Below are 16,280 nucleotides of genomic sequence, written 5' to 3' on the forward strand. Positions count from 1 at the left end.
TTAGTCCCATTCATTACGGTTTTATGGTAAACTGAGTCCGTGTGAATCTTCCACGAAAACCTTCTGACAGCTAGGAGTAAAAAGATGTCTGAAAATATGAATTACTACCAGATTCCCAGAAAAGAGTGGCAACACTTTTACACCAGTGGCAATACACCTTTGACGCAAGCGGAATTGGATAGTATTAAGAGTTTAAACGATCGGATTTCCATGCAAGATGTAGAAGACGTCTATATCCCCTTGTGTCATCTGATTCACCTTTATATGAAAGAAGCGGAATCCTTAACCTTAAGTAAAGGCTTGTTTTTGCATCGTTATGTGAAAACTCCGCCTTTTATTATCGGGATTGCTGGTTCTGTGGCCGTGGGAAAATCTACCACTGCCCGATTGGTACAAACCCTCTTGTCCCGACTGTTTTCACGGCGAGACGTACAATTGATTACGACAGATGGTTTCTTGTATCCGAATAAAATCTTGCAAGAACGGGGGATTATGGACCGCAAAGGCTTTCCGGAAAGCTACGATATGGAACATTTGATTCAATTTTTAAATGAAGTCAAATCCGGCAAACCAAAGATTCCGGTACCCACTTATTCCCACACCGTATATGATATTGTGGAAGGGCAATACGATATTATCGACCAGCCAGATATTTTGATTGTGGAAGGGATCAATACCTTGCAACTTCCCCAAAACCAACAAATCTATGTCAGCGACTTCTTTGATTTTTCGATTTTCGTCGACGCAGATCCAGCTCTGATTGAATTTTGGTATTTGCAACGTTTTGAGCAACTGTTGGATACGGCCTTTCTTGATCCATCCAACTATTATTATAAATTTGCCATTGGCGATCGCAAAGAAGCACTCCAGATGGCTCGAAGTGTTTGGGAAAATGTTAATTTGAAGAATTTGCAAGAGTATATCTTGCCTACTCGAGGTCGAGCAGATATAATTCTTCATAAAATCAAGCACCATTTAATTGATGAGATCTATTTACGGAAATATTAACACTGCTGTACTGGGCTTTGACCCATTGCAATAAATAAACTAATGAATCGAGGGATTACCTGTGACAAACGTTGACAACATGCCGAACGTGGAAAAAATCATCGTATTGGACTACGGTTCTCAGTACAACCAACTGATTACCCGTCGTATCCGGGAATTTGGGGTTTTTTCCGAACTATTGAGCCACCGGATTACCGCTGAAGAAGTCAAAGCTATGAATCCAAAGGGAATTATCCTTTCTGGTGGACCAAACAGCGTGTATGACGAAGGCGCTTTTGGTATCGACGAAGAAATCTTCAAACTAGGAATCCCGATTTTGGGAATCTGCTACGGTATGCAACTTTTAACTGACCGTCTGGGCGGAAAAGTCGAAGCTGCTGTAAATCGCGAATACGGGAAAGCCGAGTTGGAAGTCGTAGCTGACGATGCTCGCCTCTTCCAAAATACACCAAGTAAACAAATCGTCTGGATGAGTCATGGGGATTTGGTAACTGCTGCCCCAACTGGCTTTGAAGTGGTGGGTACCAGTGCTGACTGTCCTATTGCTGCTATCCAAAACTTAGCGGACAATCAGTTTGGGATTCAATTCCATGCTGAAGTGCGCAACTCTGAATACGGCAATGAAGTCTTGAAAAACTTCGCCTTTGACATTTGCCAATGCAAAGGTGACTGGAGTATGGACAACTTTATCGACATGCAAATTGCGAATATTCGCAAACAAGTTGGCGATAAAAAAGTCCTCCTAGGCCTTTCCGGTGGTGTGGACTCCTCTGTGGTAGGTGTACTTTTACAAAAAGCCATTGGGGATCAATTGACTTCTATCTTTGTGGACCACGGTCTTTTGCGTAAAGGCGAAGGCGACCAAGTGATGGAAACTTTAGGCGGCAAATTTGGCTTAAACATCATTCGTGTCGATGCCAAAGATCGCTTCTTAGGCAAACTAGCCGGCGTATCTGATCCTGAACAAAAACGCAAAATCATTGGGAATGAATTTGTTTATTTATTTGATGATGAAGCCACAAAACTTGCCGGTAAAGAAGGAATCTCTTTCTTAGCTCAAGGAACTTTGTACACCGACGTTATCGAATCCGGTACAGAAACGGCCCAAACCATTAAGAGTCACCACAATGTGGGTGGCCTGCCTGAAGACATGCAGTTTGAATTGATTGAACCGTTAAACACCCTCTTCAAAGATGAAGTACGGGCTTTAGGTACGCAATTAGGCATGCCTGATGACATCGTTTGGCGCCAACCATTCCCAGGACCAGGACTTGGCATTCGCGTCCTAGGTGAAATCACCGAAGAAAAACTAGAAATCGTCCGGGAATCCGATGCCATCTTACGGGAAGAAATCGCCGCAGCTGGTCTTGACCGAGAAATCTGGCAATACTTTACCGTCTTACCAGGCATTCGCTCTGTGGGTGTGATGGGTGACGGCCGAACTTATGATTATACAGTAGGTATCCGGGCAGTTTCTTCAGTAGATGGAATGACCGCTGACTTTGCCCGTATCCCTTGGGATGTCTTGCAAAAAATCTCTGTCCGCATCGTTAACGAAGTGGCTCACGTCAACCGGATTGTGTATGATATCACCTCCAAGCCACCAGCAACTGTGGAGTGGGAATAAAGAGCCAACAGAATATGGCTGAAAAACCCGTGTAAATCAACATTTTCCAATCATAAAAAGCCCTTGTCAGCAAAAAAATGCTGGTGAGGGCTTTTCTTTGCGTATTTTTTCGATTGCATATCAATTACACTTTTGCTTCCATTTGACTTTAAAATAGGGAGCGTTACCATAGAGGAAAAGCCAATTTGGATTGGAGGCAAATTTCCATGGCAAAAAAAGAATTTTTCAAAGAGGTCCTGCTGTTTAGCCTGAAGTCTTTTGTCCCGTATCTCGTACTTTTGTTTCTGGGTAACCAATGGCTGAATCTGCATCGTTCTTTTTTCATTTGCGCAGTTATTTTTGCTAGTACGTTAGTCGCAGCCTTTTTTAAAACGAAGAAACAGTATCACCAACACGTAACTTACCCCCCTCAAGACGCGACCATGCCCCTACTAACAACAGTAGCAGTCATGGCTGCGTCTTTTCTCTGACGATGGCGTCATTTGATATTTTTCTGGCATTTTTTGATGTTCAGGGATTGATGAATTCTCGCTATACTTACCTCATCAGTTAAGTCAATTACCCATAGGAGGAATTTCAAATGACAAAAACAGCGTTAATCACAGGTGCAACCGGCGGATTAGGCCACGAGTTCGTAAAGCTCTTTGCTGCCAATGGTGACAATCTCGTTTTAGTAGGTCGAAATGCCAAAAAGCTTGCAACTTTAAAAGCAGAAGTAGAAAATAAATACCAAGTGACAGCAATGACGATTGCCGTTGATTTTTCGGAGGAAACAGCGGCCGAAAAAATCTATGAACAAGTGAAACAAGCGGAAATTCAAGTGGATTATCTTGTAAACAATGCCGGTCTTGGTGGCCAAGGAAGTTTTCTAGAGCGGACTATGGATCAGGATATTTCCATGATGCGGGTCAATATGCTCGTTCCCACTAAATTAATGAAGTTGTTTATTCCAGAATTCGTCAATCGCGGTACTGGAAAAATACTGAATGTCTCCTCTTCAGCGGCACTGATTCCTGGACCGCTCCAAGCGGAATACTATGCCACAAAAGCCTATGTGACTTCTTTAAGCAATGCCATTGCTTACGAATTAAAAGAAACTGGCGTGACGGTTACCACCCTGATGCCCGGGGCGATTGAAACCGGGTTTGCCAAAGCCGGTGGATTAACCCAAACAAAGATGTTTGCCAAAGGTGCCAGCCCTGCCGTTGTAGCCCAAGAAGGCTATCAAGCAATGTTGGCTGGTAAACTAAATGTCTTTTCCGGACTGTCCAAAGTACAACGACCTTTCGTTGGCTTAATGCCCTTAATGCCTAAGAAAGCCATCATGGGGTTTGTTGCCAATCAACAATCAAATCCAAGCTAAGGTGAGTGTGTATGCAAAAATTTATCGTAAATGGTCAATACCAACAGTTACTAAAGCAACATCATTTTGATGTGGGCAAAGTGTTGAAGACTGCCCATTTGCCAGAAAATCTGTTTACCCGGGAACAGATTCGCCTTACAGAACCAGAATACTATGCTCTGATGAATGCCATTAGTCAACAAGCCCCAGATGAACAAACATTGATGAATCTGGCCACTTACGATGGCATCGAAACGTTCTCGGCACCGATCTTTGCGGCCTATTGTAGTGAGAATGGTCTGAAATGCATCCAACGTTTAGGACGCTACAAACAATTGATTGGCCCGATTTTGTATCAAATAACACAGGCGAATAAAAGTGTCACGATCACCTTTTCTTCCCTTAACAATTTGCCGATTGACTCAAAATTCTATCTGGCTAGCGAGTTTCTCTTTTTGATTCATCTGCTTTCAAAAGCAACGGAACAACGAATTGTCCCTTTGCAAATCACCTCGACTTTTTCGGATTTTGACGAGTCTTTTGTAGCACTAGTGGGATGCACCCCCGTGACCTCTGGAAGCAATAGCATCACATTTGCCGAAGAGACTTTGCAGTTGCCTTTCATTACCGAGAACAAGACCATGCGAGACTACCTCATGCCGGAATTAAATCGGCGTTTATCCGAGTTAGACGTAGATGATTCCTTTAGTGCCCAAGTGCGCAGTGCTCTGGTGGATTTATTACCTGCAGGGGAAAGTGCCATCGAGGATGTTGCGCGAAAATTGACGATCTCTAAGCGCACACTCCAACGCAAACTAAAAGAAGAACAAACTAGTTTTCAAAAACAACTTAACAGTGTCCGGGAGATGCTGGCCAAAAGTTACTTAAAAAATACGACCCTCTCCTCGGATGAAATCGCCTATCTTTTGGGGTATTTGGAGGTCAATTCCTTTTTGCGGGCCTTTTCTGTCTGGACCGGCCAGAGCATCAGCGAATACCGGCGAAAAAATGCCCAATAATACTCATCCTACCCTCTTGATTCTGTCACCGTTTCAAGAGGGCTTTTTGATTTTGCGTCTTTGTCTATGTAAACAGAAAGCGCTTCATTCGTTGGCCTCACGCTCCTCCAAATAGGCTATAATAAAAGAAAACGAGTAGGTGAGACGATGAAAGTCTTGATTGTGGAAGACAACCGACAAATCGTGGACGTTTTGACCCGTTACTTGCAAGAAGCAGGCTACGAGACTGCCGTCTGTTACGATGGTGAGGCGGCCCTCACGCATTTTGAACGAGAGCCAGTCGATTTTATTTTATTGGATATCATGTTGCCCGGCGTGGATGGCTTTACCATTTGCCGGAAAATTCGCGAGACCTCTACGGTACCGATTATTATGATTACCGCCAAGACAGAGGACGCGGATCGGATTCTTGGCTTAGAAGTTGGCGCAGATGATTACATCATTAAGCCCTTCTCCCCGAAAGAAGTTCTTTCTCGCATGAAGGCGATTTTGCGCCGGATTCATTTTGAGCAGGACCGTCCCTCGGCCAAGCTTTTTTTGAACGGGATTGAATTACAGTTAGAAAATCGCAAAGCCTTCTACCGGGGACAGGAAATTCGTTTGACCAAAAAAGAGTTTGAAATACTGGCCTTGTTTGCCCAATACCCTAACAAGGTCTTTAGCCGGGACAATCTTTTGGACACGGTGTGGGGTTATGATTACTACGGGGACAGTCGCACCGTGGACAGTCACATCAAACGTCTCCGGGCCAAACTCACCGCAGCCCACGTGGCTAATTGCAGCATTGAAACCGTCTGGGGTGAAGGTTATCGCTTTGGGCTAAGCCTATGAAGAAAATCGCCAATCGCTTAATTTTACAGTCCGTTAGCTTGCTATTGTTTTTTGCGCTGATTATCGCCATTCTCTTTGGGGTATTATTTTCCCGGCACACGGAGGAACTGCACCAAGAAGAATTGGTCCACCGAAGTGAATTAATCAGTGATACTTTGGCGGATTATTTCAAGACAGGCACCAGTAGCACGTCGCCAAACCACGGTCAAAGCAATGGTCAAGGCGGCTATGGGGCCTTTTTGCGCTTTATGAACCAAATTGCCGGAGAAGCGGTCTGGGTAGTGGATGAAGCCCTTCAGCCCGTGATTAGTGACCATCATCAAGACGGGACACCCAATACGCCCCTACCAGAACAAGTACAAGCCTTGGTACGCCAAACTTATCAAAACAAAGAAACCAATGTCACAAAAGACTATCAGTTTCTGCAATTGAATGAGCTAACGGTGGTCACCCCGATTTTAAGCGGACAACAAGTACTAGCCGTGGTGGTGATGCACTCCCAAGTAAACGCCATTCACAAAAACCAGCTATCCGGCTACGTTATGCTCCTACTCAGCCTCTTAGTCTCCGTCCTTTTAGCTAGTTTACTGGCTTGGCGATTGGCCAAACGCTTCGTTCGCCCAATCGCAGAAATGCGCGCCTATGTGGACGACCTGGCCCACGAACGGTTTGAAACCCAGCTGAAAATCCATACTCACGATGAGCTGCAAGAATTGGGGGATCAGTTGACCCTTTTAAGCCAACGCCTAGCCGATGCCCAAGAAGCCCGCAAGAAGAAAGCCCAGTCTGAAAAAGACTTTCTCTCGCAGATTTCCCATGAATTGCGCACCCCGGTCATGGTAATTAAAAGCTCCTTGGAAGCCATGGAGGAAGGCTACCTGAATGATCAGGAAGAAAAAGACTACCGGCGCCAACTACTCATAGAAGTGACCAGTCTTGAGCGCTTGGTCAATGACTTACTGGAGTTAAGTCGTTTGGAATCCACGGAGTTTCACTTGCAAAAAGAACCTTTGGATTTGTTGGATTGTCTCAATGATGCCTTACGCAGCTATCGGATTCCGTTTAAGGAAAAACAGCAGACTTTGCAATTCACCAATCACCTTGCCCAGAAAAAACTGATGAATGGGGACTATCAGCGCATTACCCAAATGCTGAAAATCATTTTGGACAACGCCCAGAAATACTCCCCAGAAAAAGCGGTGATCCAGTTGAATTTAGGCATGTCAGGGGATGCTTTGGAAATTATCCTGACAAATCCCCTTCTCGACTCTGGCCTAGATACCCAACAGCTTTTTGATTCTTTCCAAAGGGGGCACAATCCAGGGCAAAACGGCACCGGCCTTGGCTTAGCGATTGCCAAGCAGGTCGTCTTGCGCCATCAAGGGGTGATTGAAGCCGCAACACCCCCGGGGCAATTTGTGATTCGGATTCAGTTTTCGACTCTCTAGTTGCCATACTTTTGCCACACTTTTTTCCTACAATCAAAATAGGGAAAGGAGGAGGTACTCATGAAGAAGCTTTTCGCCACCTTTTTGCTTGCCACCGCGTTTTTATTCACTGGCGTCGTCGGGGATGCTGCTCAGAGAAAAACCACGCAGCTACAGTCCCAAGACCATTTGCCAAATTACTGCTTACTGATCAAAGATGAGCGGACACCTCAGGAAAATTGTCCTATTGGGCAAGATCCCATTGTCCGAACCCATCACAAACAGCGAGCTGCCAAACAAGCCACTTTAGCCAAACAAAGACACCAGACAACCGTGCCAAAAACGAATCAAACACCCCCAGCAAAACAACAAGCAGAACAACCGACAAAACAAGGCGTTCAAGATGGCACAGGGCCAGTCCGCCTCCAAGATCCGCAAAATGAAAACTGCCCTAACCCAGTCCCACCGGCAGCCGTAAATGAGCCAACTACCGAACCTGTCCCAACTGCCCCAACCCCAGACGCTACTGATCCAGTAGTCTGCCCGCAACCTCAGGACGGTACAGGCAATCAATATGGCAACACTTATGACGAGCCCCCTGCACAAACCCCAAGACACAACCGTCAAAATACCCCAACCACCAATCAGCACGGACACGGTCAACGGGAGGGCAGCGGCACGAGAAGCCAACGAGGACACCACACAGGCAAATAATTGACCTAACTAACAAAAAAGCGAAACCCTATCCCCCATCTCCCAAAGCTAGAGCAAAAGCTAGCAGTAAGAGGTCGGTGTCAAAAAGGGTTTCGCTTTTTATCGTGGTCGCAACGCCCGCGACTCGGTAAAAATAAGACTATTTCCTTGCACTTCTTTTATTGCGACGACTAAAAAGTGGTAGTATGGTAGACAGGAAAAAGCCCTAGGAGGAATGTGTCATGTTCGATTATCACAGCTATTTGAAGCAGCCGGATGCCTTATCTTTTGAGGAAGCCCTGGCGCTCTATCAAGCCATCTACGTTGTACTGGAAAACCCCGACGCCGATTTACACGAGCTTTGGCAAGAAGTCATCACCGCCGCCTTGGCTTACACAAAAATGCGCACGGAATGGAATTTTTGGTCTAGTGCGAAAAAAGCCACCAAGGATCCTTTGCGCACCAGCTTACACAATACCTTTATCATCAATCTAACGGCCTTTCACCGTTTCTGCGGAACATCAGAGCTAGATGACAGTTGGCTAGCAAAACTAGGCCCTGTGGAACAGCGAAAAAAATGGGGCGACTTTGCCGGCTATCTCGTTTGCTTGGAGACTATACGGGGGCGGTGAACATAACTCGCAAGCTTATCAGTAAAAAGGAGAACTTCATGGAAGAATATCAAACGAACCGCTACAATGCCGCGGCGGTCACTTTAAGTAAAAAACTCACTAGGCGTAATTTTTTGCCAGTTATTTGTCAAAATCTGGCAGATGCCAAGGAGAAAGCCTTAGCCTGGATTGAGCAGGATAAAATAGTAGGCTTTGGTGGTTCTATCACGGTAGAAGCCATGGGCATTATTCCCGATTTGTACGCTCGAGGACAAAGGATGATTGACCGAGAACGTACTACCACACCAGAAGAACGCTATCAGGTGATGCGTGAAGCGTTGACGGCGGATTATTTTTTGACCAGTCTTAACGGCATCACTGAAGACGGGGAATTGGTCAATGTGGATAGCGTGGGCAATCGCGTGGCGGCACTCACCTTTGGCCCCAATCAAGTATTGGCCTTCGTTAGCATGAAAAAAGTTTACGGCAACTTGGAAACCACCATGGAAATGGTGCGGAGACAAACTGCTCCTTTAAATGCTTGGCGGCTAAACTTACAACAAACTCCTTGTATCAAAAAAGGGCTGTGTGGCGATTGTTTGCAATCCGAGTGCATCTGCAATACATTGACCATCACTCGCCGCTCCATGGTGAAAGATTGCATTGTGATTTTTTTAATTGTAGAAAATGTTGGGCTCTAACTAAACGCAAATACACCCAGCTGACAAGTAGCAGCTGGGTGTATTTTTAGGCTTCAAATTCATCCAAAATCTCCCGTACTTCATCAGTGGACTTCGTATCCATTAGACGAATCCGCAAATCATTGGCACCAGGAAATCCTTTGACATAGATTTTAAAGAAACGATGAAGTCCCACAATGGACCGGGGCAGTTGTTCTTGGTATTGATCTTGTAAATCCAACTGTAAGCGTAAAAGATCAATTAATTCTTTGGACGAATGGTCTCGGGGTTCTTTTTCAAAAGCAAAGGGATTTTTAAAAATTCCCCGACCAATCATAATTCCATCTACGCCGTATTTTGTTGCCAGTTCCAGACCTTCTTGACGATTGGCAATATCGCCATTAATCGTAATCAATGTGTTTGGCGCAAGCTCATCGCGCAACTTCACCAGCTCAGGAATCAATTCCCAATGAGCTTCAGCTTTACTCATTTCTGCTCTGGTTCTTAAGTGCACGGAAAGATTGGCAATGTCTTGGCGCAATAAATGACTAATCCAGTCTTTCATTTCAGTTAATTCCGTAAAGCCTAGTCGCGTCTTCACGCTAACCGGCAGTCCGCCAGCTTTAGCTGCTTGAATCAATTCTCCCGCAACTTCCGGGCGTAAAATCAAACCACTGCCTTTGCCTCGTTCTGCCACATTAGGCACAGGACAGCCCATGTTAATGTCAATGCCGGAAAAACCCATTTCAGCTAAGGAAAGGCTCATCTTACGAAAATGCTCTGGATTATCTCCCCAAATATGGGCGACCATGGGTTGTTCGTCGGAAGTGAAAACCAAGCGTCCCCGCACACTGTCTATGCCTGTGGGATGACAAAAACTATCAGAATTGGTGAATTCCGTAAAAAAGACATCCGGTGTGCCCGCAGCTTTGACCACATGGCGAAAGACCACATCCGTCACATCTTCCATGGGAGCTAAAACTGTAAAGGGTCGTGGCAATTTCTGCCAAAAGTTTTTCATCTATGTTTCCTCCTTGCGCTGCTACAAGACCACGCATTATTTCAAAATACAATTATTATACCTGCACTTCGCCTTCCAAGCAAAAATCTCGTTTCCTGCACTTTCTTTAAAAGCGATACCCAAAATCACAGTTAGCCCAAAAAAAGTTGGCTGTCTCGTTTTAGGCAACCAACTTTTTTGATTAAAGCTATTTTTTCACAATCATATTTACGGCTTGTTCGATTTTTTGTTTTTGAACTTCTTGATTGGCAGCGGGATTTTCCAGACAGTTCTTTAAGTTTTCTGCCACAATCATCCCCATGACTCGGTCCACTCCCGAACGCACAGCGCTGAGTTGGGTAATCACATCTACGCATTGAGCATCTTCTTCAATCATCTTTTGAATCCCCCGCAGCTGACCTTCTGCTCGTTTTAGTCGATTTAAAATGCTCTTATCACAAGTTGCCATTAAATGACATCTCCTCTCCAAGCAGACATGCCACCCATCACATTGGTCACTTGATAGCCTTGAGCACTTAAAAATTCACTGGCATTGGCGGAACGGGCGCCGGAATGACAAATCACATAATAGTTTTTACTTTTATCCAACTCAGCAAAACGACTGCCTAATTCACTTAAAGGCAGATTCACTGCTTCTGGAATATGGCCATTGTCATACTCGTAGCTTTCCCGCACATCGAGAATATCTAGTGGTTCCTTTTTTTCCTTTTGATAAAATTCATCATTTGAAATGCTCTTATACATGTTTGATTTCCTCCTTTTTGACGGTGCTGTACAAGGCAAAGGCCCCATCCAGATTTTTCACTTTAAAGCCGGCTTGTTTCAAAATACGTTCGCCAAGATAACTGCGCAACCCACTGTGACAAGTGATGATGTATTCCTTAGTAGGGTCTAATTCTGTCAAGCGACAGCGCAAATCATCTAATGGAATATTCACCGCTTCTGGGAACTGGCCATTTCTAGTGAGCTCTTGGGGATTGCGCACATCCAGCAATATTTTTCCCATTTCAAGTTCTTGGTTCAACTCGTACCATTGAATATTTTCACTAATGCCTTCTGCTAAATTCATCGCCGCATAGCCTAGCATATTCACTGGATCTTTGGCAGAACCAAATGGCGGTGCGTAAGTGAATTCCAACTCTGGCAAATCAAAAATCGTCAAATCACCTTTAATCGCTGTCGCCAAAATATCAATCCGCTTGTCCACACCCTCGGCTCCAATTCCTTCTCCACCATAGATTTTCCCACTGTGCTGATCAAAAATGAGTTTTAACACAATTTCCGTTGCCCCTGGATAGTAGCCAGCATGACTTTTTCCGGAAACATGCACCACTTGTACATCTAAGCCCGCTTGTTTGGCTCCTCGTTCACTAAGACCAGTGGAAGCTGCGGTCAAATCAAAGACTCGGACAATGGCAGTCCCGATACTGCCACGGTTTTTTCTAGGCAAACCGGCGATGACATCCGCCACTTGCCGGCCTTGACGGTTCGCCGGAGAAGCTAAGGAAATCAGAGCATCCTCACCGGTAATCTGTTGTTTCACCACAATGGCGTCCCCTACCGCATAAATATTTTCCACACTAGTTTGATAGTTTTCATCTACCAAAATGCCTCCGCGCAAACCTAGTTCAATACCGGCGGCTTGGGCCAGGGTGTTTTCTGGTTGGACTCCTACAGATAAAATCGTCAAGTCCGAATCTAAGCGAGTGCCATCTTCCAAGATGATCTTTTGACCTTGTTCTTTAAAGGCTACCGCAGACTGGGAAGTGATGACATTGACCTGATTTTTTTCCAGTTCATTTTTCACATAGGCTGCCATTTCCTCATCCAATGGTGGCAAAACATGGGGAGCTTTCTCCACAATTGTCACATCTAAACCAGATTTTCGCAAATTTTCCGCCATTTCCAAACCGATAAAGCCGGCGCCAATCACGGTCGCTTTTTTAGGCTGCTGACTTTTTACATATTCCATAATTCGATCTACATCCGGCACATTGCGCAAAGAAAAAACATTTTTCGCTTCCGCTAACCCTTCAATGGTCGGCACAAAAGGTTTCGCCCCAGGAGACAAAATCAAATAGTCATAGCTCTCCGTAAACTCTCGGCCATCGTGTCTCACCGTGATTGTCTTTTCAGTAGGCTGGATGGCAACAACTTCATGATCAGGACGGATATCCAAGGAAAAGCGAGACTGTAACGCTTGGGGTGTTTGCACGATTAAATCAGCCCGTTCGCTAATTTCTCCAGATACATAATAAGGCAAGCCACAGTTGGCAAAAGAAACGTAGGGCCCTTTTTCCAAAACTACAATTTCCGCGTCTTCCATTAAGCGACGTAAGCGGGTGGCTGCTGACATTCCTCCAGCCACACCACCGATAATTACAATTTTCGTCATGTTTACTTTCCTCCTCTAATTGGTCCATTCCAGCGATTCATGCCGCCGGTGACATTTACTACATCATATCCTTTGTTCTTTAAAATCTTGGCTGCTTGTTTACTACGCATACCGGATTGGCAAATCACATACACAGGCTCGTTTTGCCGCTGCTGATAATTTGCAATTTTGTTTAGTGGCACATTTTTAGCCGCAGCAATATGCCCACCACGGTATTCGCTAGGTGTTCGTACATCTAATAAAATCAGATCTTTATTTAGTTTTTGTTGTAATTCTCCCGTGGAGATACTGGGAATTCTATTAAATAAGCCAAACATTTTCTCACTCCTTAATATACCTGTATGGGTATATTAAAACTTATGCCTTAACGAAAGTCAATCGAAGTGCTTGGAAAAACAAACAAATTAATTAGAGATTCTTACGTCTAAATATACCCCCATTCGGTATTCGTAATCTTCCGCCCTTTACTAAAAGCTTTTTGACGATTGTCCAATGACTAGTTTATAATTAAAAGAACAACTAACCTGTTGCTTCTCCCCACCACAAGGAGTTTGTCTATGAAAAATAAAACATCACTACCTTTTTTCAAACACGATTCATCCCCATGGAAAATCAATACGAAAGTTTTAATCGCTGTATTTTGCGCCTTCTGCTTATTTTTGTTTACTCATTTAACCCCGGAAATCTCTGCCCGTGCTCAGCTTTTCTTCTGGGGCTATCCCCAAAAAGCCTTTACCGTCCAACTAGTAGAGACCAATCACACAAAAAACACTTGGGACTACACACTGACCCCTGCCATTGAAAGTTCTGGTCACAAGGGCTACGCTACTTTATATGATATTACTGTGAAAAAGAACCTTATTTTTTACTTTACCTCAATTGATTTTAAAAATTAAAAACGTAGACACAATGGGCAACATTTTACCCATTGGTGTCTACGTTTTTTTGTGAAGTCAATTTTCCTTAGCCAAAAATATTTTTTATTTTAAAACTACAACCTATCATACCCACTGCACCAATGACAAAGAAACCTAGACGGCGCCACAGTGGCAAAGGAGCAAAAGCATTCAGCGCATTTAATACGAAAAAGCCTAAAAAGAAAATAAAAAACAAAGCGCACGTCATGCTATGAAAAATCTTGCTCCACCCCAGACTTAAGGGATGAAGAATGTGGATAAACTGGAACAAACAACCTAGTAATCCGCCGAAAAACAAACTGAAAACAAGAGCCAGCATTCCTGAAAAGCCATTTCCCTCTACTAGAACCATGAAAATACCATAGCCGAACATCTTGGAAAAACCACCGCAAATCAAGATTCCCACACCTAAAAGAATCAAGCGCACTAGCTTTGGAAATTGTTTAAAATACACGCAAATACCGGCTAATGCCAAACTAATTAAAAGATTTCCCATACGTTTCCGCTCTCACCTCTTTCATTTGGGCTTTGACTTCTTGCGCTTTTTCACGGCTTCTGTCAGCAAGTACTCAATCTGACCATTGACGCTACGAAACTCATCTTCTGCCCAAGCCGCTAACTCCTCGTACAACTCTGCGGATAAACGGAGCGGCACTTGCTTTTTAGCTTTCGTTTTTTTATTCTCCATAAGCCGCTCCTTTCTTGATTATCGTCATCTCTCCACAATCTTAATACAAAGAGCCACTATTGACAATTGGCTGGGCATCTCGATTGCCACAAAGAACCACCATCAGATTACTAACCATCGCTGCCTTTCGTTCTTCATCTAGTTCCACTACGTCTTGTTCGTTAAGCTTTTCAATAGCCATTTCCACCATGCCCACTGCACCTTCTACAATTAACTGACGAGCATCCACAATCGCCGAAGCCTGTTGTCGTTGTAATATAGCAGCCGCAATTTCTGGCGCATACGCCAAGTGTGTAATCTTCGCTTCTAAAATTTCAATACCCGCCACATCGACTTTGCTTTGAATTTCTTCTGCCAATTTTTGACTAACCTCTAGACTAGACCCTCGCAAACTCTTTTCATTGGCATCTTCATCGTCGGTGGCATCATAAGGGTAAAGGCGGACAATATTTCGCAAAGCTGAATCCGACTGAATGGATAAGTACTCACTGAAATTATCCACGTCAAACATGGCTTTTGCCGTATCTTCAATGCGCCAAATCACTACAATACTAATAATAATCGGATTACCCAATTTATCATTGACCTTTTGTTTGTTATTGCTTAATGCCATAGTTTTCAACGAGAGGCGTTTTTTCGTAACCGCTGCTTGAGCCTTCTTCGCTCCTGTTGTCAAATCCATATCACTATCTGGATTCATGGCTAAATCGCTACTCCCTTTAGGAACCGGTGCGGCTACCATAAAAGGATTGACAAAATAAAAGCCCGCCCCTTTTAAAGTACCTACATATTTCCCAAATAAGGTCATCACCAAGGCTTCATTGGGATGAATCACTTTTAAGCCAGCAAAAAGCAACCAAACCGGCAAACACCAATAAAAAATGGCAATGCCCATAAACCAACCGCCAAGTGTTGACGTATTCGGATCCCCCATGCGCAAAATCCCCAAAACAAACAAAACAATCGATACCACAATCCCCAAAACATTTAGCAACAACATCGGCATACCACTTTTGGCTTTTAACAAAATTTCTTCCGTTGGTGCTTTTAGCGCTACTTGATCTACTTTCATTTCCTCTTCCTCCTTTGATATCATTTTGATATCATATCAATTACAAGAAGAGTATAGCATGTCCCCTTAGTCAACGCAATCTTTAGTCGGTGTTATCAAAAAAACCGAACCTCCAGTTACTAAACTGTTAGGTTCGGTCATCACTAATATTCCTCTACATTTTCTGGGGTGACTTTGGCGTAAGGGGCATAATTTTGCTGTGGCAACTGCTGGATTTCTTTATCATCTGCCAAAGATAGAGTAGCTGCTAATTTAGCAATCATCTTCGCCTGTGCTTCTTTGTCATTATAAACAGTGCCGGCTAGCTTCCCCTCTCTTACCGCTTCTAATCCTGTGGTTGTCCCATCAATCCCGAAAAAAACGGGAATACTGGACTCCGTGCGATTTAATTTGGTATAAGCATCTAAGCCTCCTAATGCCATATCATCGTTATTGGACAAAACGAGCTCAATCTTATTTTGGTGCTGATTAATCAATTGAATCATTCGGTTTTCTGCTTGGGCACGTCCCCAATTGGCAATGCCATAGCCTAGTTTTTCCAATTGAACACCGCTGGCTTTCAAGGTTTCCACCGCTTCTTCCGTGCGAATAATCGCATCTTGATGGCCGGGCTCGCCTTCTAAAACCACGTATTGGATTTTTCCATCTTCATTGCGATCAATTTTAGGATTTTCTAAAATCGTTTCAGCAGCCAATTCTCCTTGTAAAACTCCCGATTCCTGGGCATTGCCCCCTACATAATAGAGTTTTTCCCATTGAGCCAAGTCTTCTTTCACCGGTTCCCGATTAAAAAAGATTACCGGCACATTTTTTTCTTTGGCTTGTTCAATGATTTCAGAAGGGTCAGTGCGATCCACCAAATTAACACACAGTACATTACAGCCGGCAGCGAGTAATTCTTTGACTTGGGTATTTTGTTGTCTTTGAGAATCCGAAGCTGCTTTAATGG

The 16,280-nt window shown here is 44.1% G+C and carries 20 protein-coding genes; 11 read left to right on the forward strand and 9 right to left on the reverse strand.

All coding sequences use genetic code 11. From position 1 onward, the window contains the following. Nucleotides 1–84 precede the first annotated feature (84 nt). The 10 genes from coaA to AB5754_RS07135 all read left to right on the forward strand — a co-directional run bounded on the left by coaA (nt 85) and on the right by AB5754_RS07135 (nt 9,259). Nucleotides 85–1,008, forward strand: a complete 924-nt coding sequence (gene coaA / locus AB5754_RS07090; protein ID WP_311833764.1) for a type I pantothenate kinase — start codon at nt 85–87, stop codon at nt 1,006–1,008. 61 nt (nt 1,009–1,069) lie between these two features. After that, nucleotides 1,070–2,635 (forward strand): glutamine-hydrolyzing GMP synthase, encoded by a 1,566-nt coding sequence (gene guaA / locus AB5754_RS07095; RefSeq protein WP_368250507.1) that lies wholly within the window; start codon nt 1,070–1,072, stop codon nt 2,633–2,635. 206 nt (nt 2,636–2,841) lie between these two features. Then, the gene (locus AB5754_RS07100; protein WP_368250506.1) at nt 2,842–3,105 is read left to right on the forward strand and encodes a hypothetical protein; all 264 of its coding nucleotides are present in this window, start codon (nt 2,842–2,844) and stop codon (nt 3,103–3,105) included. 110 nt (nt 3,106–3,215) lie between these two features. Then, nucleotides 3,216–3,998, forward strand: a complete 783-nt coding sequence (locus AB5754_RS07105) for an SDR family NAD(P)-dependent oxidoreductase (protein ID WP_368250505.1) — start codon at nt 3,216–3,218, stop codon at nt 3,996–3,998. A gap of 11 nt (nt 3,999–4,009) precedes the next feature. Then, on the forward strand, nt 4,010–4,996 hold the full coding sequence (locus tag AB5754_RS07110; RefSeq protein ID WP_368250503.1) for a helix-turn-helix domain-containing protein: 987 nt from the start codon (nt 4,010–4,012) through the stop codon (nt 4,994–4,996). Between the two features lie 147 nt (nt 4,997–5,143). Next, a complete protein-coding gene (locus AB5754_RS07115; RefSeq protein ID WP_311834699.1) occupies nt 5,144–5,827 on the forward strand; it encodes a response regulator transcription factor in 684 nt (227 codons plus the stop codon). Beyond that, nucleotides 5,824–7,275, forward strand: a complete 1,452-nt coding sequence (locus AB5754_RS07120; RefSeq protein ID WP_311834698.1) for a HAMP domain-containing sensor histidine kinase — start codon at nt 5,824–5,826, stop codon at nt 7,273–7,275. Before AB5754_RS07115 ends, AB5754_RS07120 begins: the two co-directional genes overlap by 4 nt. Nucleotides 7,276–7,335: 60 nt before the next feature. Next, nucleotides 7,336–7,968, forward strand: coding sequence for a hypothetical protein (locus AB5754_RS07125; protein ID WP_368250502.1), 633 nt, complete (start codon nt 7,336–7,338; stop codon nt 7,966–7,968). A 221-nt stretch (nt 7,969–8,189) separates the two neighbouring features. Next, entirely contained in the window at nt 8,190–8,579 is a 390-nt protein-coding gene (locus tag AB5754_RS07130) for a hypothetical protein (RefSeq protein ID WP_311834696.1), read from the forward strand. A gap of 38 nt (nt 8,580–8,617) precedes the next feature. After that, nucleotides 8,618–9,259: a lactate utilization protein gene (locus AB5754_RS07135; RefSeq protein ID WP_368250501.1), complete on the forward strand. Its 642-nt coding sequence runs from the start codon at nt 8,618–8,620 to the stop codon at nt 9,257–9,259. Between the two features lie 46 nt (nt 9,260–9,305). Here the strand turns inward: AB5754_RS07135 and AB5754_RS07140 are convergent, their stop codons facing one another. From AB5754_RS07140 to AB5754_RS07160, 5 genes are all read right to left on the reverse strand, one after another. Beyond that, nucleotides 9,306–10,259: a tRNA dihydrouridine synthase gene (locus AB5754_RS07140; protein ID WP_368250499.1), complete on the reverse strand. Its 954-nt coding sequence runs from the start codon at nt 10,257–10,259 to the stop codon at nt 9,306–9,308. A 187-nt stretch (nt 10,260–10,446) separates the two neighbouring features. After that, on the reverse strand, nt 10,447–10,707 hold the full coding sequence (locus AB5754_RS07145; protein ID WP_368250497.1) for a metal-sensitive transcriptional regulator: 261 nt from the start codon (nt 10,705–10,707) through the stop codon (nt 10,447–10,449). Beyond that, nucleotides 10,707–11,003: a rhodanese-like domain-containing protein gene (locus tag AB5754_RS07150; protein ID WP_311834692.1), complete on the reverse strand. Its 297-nt coding sequence runs from the start codon at nt 11,001–11,003 to the stop codon at nt 10,707–10,709. The genes AB5754_RS07145 and AB5754_RS07150 overlap by 1 nt, the downstream gene beginning before the upstream one ends. Continuing rightward, nucleotides 10,996–12,654 (reverse strand): FAD-dependent oxidoreductase, encoded by a 1,659-nt coding sequence (locus AB5754_RS07155; protein WP_368250495.1) that lies wholly within the window; start codon nt 12,652–12,654, stop codon nt 10,996–10,998. Before AB5754_RS07155 ends, AB5754_RS07150 begins: the two co-directional genes overlap by 8 nt. A 2-nt stretch (nt 12,655–12,656) precedes the next feature. Then, nucleotides 12,657–12,971, reverse strand: a complete 315-nt coding sequence (locus AB5754_RS07160) for a rhodanese-like domain-containing protein (RefSeq protein ID WP_311834690.1) — start codon at nt 12,969–12,971, stop codon at nt 12,657–12,659. A 240-nt stretch (nt 12,972–13,211) separates the two neighbouring features. Here AB5754_RS07160 and AB5754_RS07165 point away from each other — a divergent pair, with 240 nt between their 5' ends. Then, nucleotides 13,212–13,550, forward strand: a complete 339-nt coding sequence (locus AB5754_RS07165; RefSeq protein ID WP_368250493.1) for a hypothetical protein — start codon at nt 13,212–13,214, stop codon at nt 13,548–13,550. A 67-nt stretch (nt 13,551–13,617) separates the two neighbouring features. Here AB5754_RS07165 and AB5754_RS07170 read toward each other — a convergent pair whose 3' ends face one another. From AB5754_RS07170 to AB5754_RS07185, 4 genes are all read right to left on the reverse strand, one after another. Then, nucleotides 13,618–14,067 (reverse strand): hypothetical protein, encoded by a 450-nt coding sequence (locus tag AB5754_RS07170; RefSeq protein ID WP_368250491.1) that lies wholly within the window; start codon nt 14,065–14,067, stop codon nt 13,618–13,620. Nucleotides 14,068–14,088: 21 nt separating this feature from the next. Beyond that, nucleotides 14,089–14,259, reverse strand: a complete 171-nt coding sequence (locus tag AB5754_RS07175; RefSeq protein ID WP_311834687.1) for an Arc family DNA-binding protein — start codon at nt 14,257–14,259, stop codon at nt 14,089–14,091. 40 nt (nt 14,260–14,299) lie between these two features. After that, on the reverse strand, nt 14,300–15,331 hold the full coding sequence (locus AB5754_RS07180; RefSeq protein WP_368250489.1) for an SPFH domain-containing protein: 1,032 nt from the start codon (nt 15,329–15,331) through the stop codon (nt 14,300–14,302). A 143-nt stretch (nt 15,332–15,474) separates the two neighbouring features. Next, a partial coding sequence (locus AB5754_RS07185; RefSeq protein ID WP_368259526.1) for a galactose ABC transporter substrate-binding protein occupies nt 15,475–16,280 on the reverse strand: 806 nt, incomplete at its 5' end.

It is taken from the genome of Enterococcus sp. 2201sp1_2201st1_C11_2201SCRN_220225, from assembly GCF_040925905.1.
Taxonomy (GTDB): domain Bacteria; phylum Bacillota; class Bacilli; order Lactobacillales; family Enterococcaceae; genus Enterococcus_C; species Enterococcus_C asini_A.

What these genes read in the sequence shown, in the direction of transcription:
- coaA (WP_311833764.1), top strand. Translation starts at nt 85, where the DNA reads ATGTCTGAAAATATGAATTACTACCAGATTCCCAGAAAAGAGTGGCAA.
- AB5754_RS07100 (WP_368250506.1), top strand. Translation starts at nt 2,842, where the DNA reads ATGGCAAAAAAAGAATTTTTCAAAGAGGTCCTGCTGTTTAGCCTGAAG.
- AB5754_RS07105 (WP_368250505.1), top strand. Translation starts at nt 3,216, where the DNA reads ATGACAAAAACAGCGTTAATCACAGGTGCAACCGGCGGATTAGGCCAC.
- AB5754_RS07110 (WP_368250503.1), top strand. Translation starts at nt 4,010, where the DNA reads ATGCAAAAATTTATCGTAAATGGTCAATACCAACAGTTACTAAAGCAA.
- AB5754_RS07115 (WP_311834699.1), top strand. Translation starts at nt 5,144, where the DNA reads ATGAAAGTCTTGATTGTGGAAGACAACCGACAAATCGTGGACGTTTTG.
- AB5754_RS07120 (WP_311834698.1), top strand. Translation starts at nt 5,824, where the DNA reads ATGAAGAAAATCGCCAATCGCTTAATTTTACAGTCCGTTAGCTTGCTA.
- AB5754_RS07125 (WP_368250502.1), top strand. Translation starts at nt 7,336, where the DNA reads ATGAAGAAGCTTTTCGCCACCTTTTTGCTTGCCACCGCGTTTTTATTC.
- AB5754_RS07130 (WP_311834696.1), top strand. Translation starts at nt 8,190, where the DNA reads ATGTTCGATTATCACAGCTATTTGAAGCAGCCGGATGCCTTATCTTTT.
- AB5754_RS07135 (WP_368250501.1), top strand. Translation starts at nt 8,618, where the DNA reads ATGGAAGAATATCAAACGAACCGCTACAATGCCGCGGCGGTCACTTTA.
- AB5754_RS07140 (WP_368250499.1), bottom strand. Translation starts at nt 10,259, where the DNA reads ATGAAAAACTTTTGGCAGAAATTGCCACGACCCTTTACAGTTTTAGCT.
- AB5754_RS07145 (WP_368250497.1), bottom strand. Translation starts at nt 10,707, where the DNA reads ATGGCAACTTGTGATAAGAGCATTTTAAATCGACTAAAACGAGCAGAA.
- AB5754_RS07150 (WP_311834692.1), bottom strand. Translation starts at nt 11,003, where the DNA reads ATGTATAAGAGCATTTCAAATGATGAATTTTATCAAAAGGAAAAAAAG.
- AB5754_RS07155 (WP_368250495.1), bottom strand. Translation starts at nt 12,654, where the DNA reads ATGACGAAAATTGTAATTATCGGTGGTGTGGCTGGAGGAATGTCAGCA.
- AB5754_RS07160 (WP_311834690.1), bottom strand. Translation starts at nt 12,971, where the DNA reads ATGTTTGGCTTATTTAATAGAATTCCCAGTATCTCCACGGGAGAATTA.
- AB5754_RS07165 (WP_368250493.1), top strand. Translation starts at nt 13,212, where the DNA reads ATGAAAAATAAAACATCACTACCTTTTTTCAAACACGATTCATCCCCA.
- AB5754_RS07170 (WP_368250491.1), bottom strand. Translation starts at nt 14,067, where the DNA reads ATGGGAAATCTTTTAATTAGTTTGGCATTAGCCGGTATTTGCGTGTAT.
- AB5754_RS07175 (WP_311834687.1), bottom strand. Translation starts at nt 14,259, where the DNA reads ATGGAGAATAAAAAAACGAAAGCTAAAAAGCAAGTGCCGCTCCGTTTA.
- AB5754_RS07180 (WP_368250489.1), bottom strand. Translation starts at nt 15,331, where the DNA reads ATGAAAGTAGATCAAGTAGCGCTAAAAGCACCAACGGAAGAAATTTTG.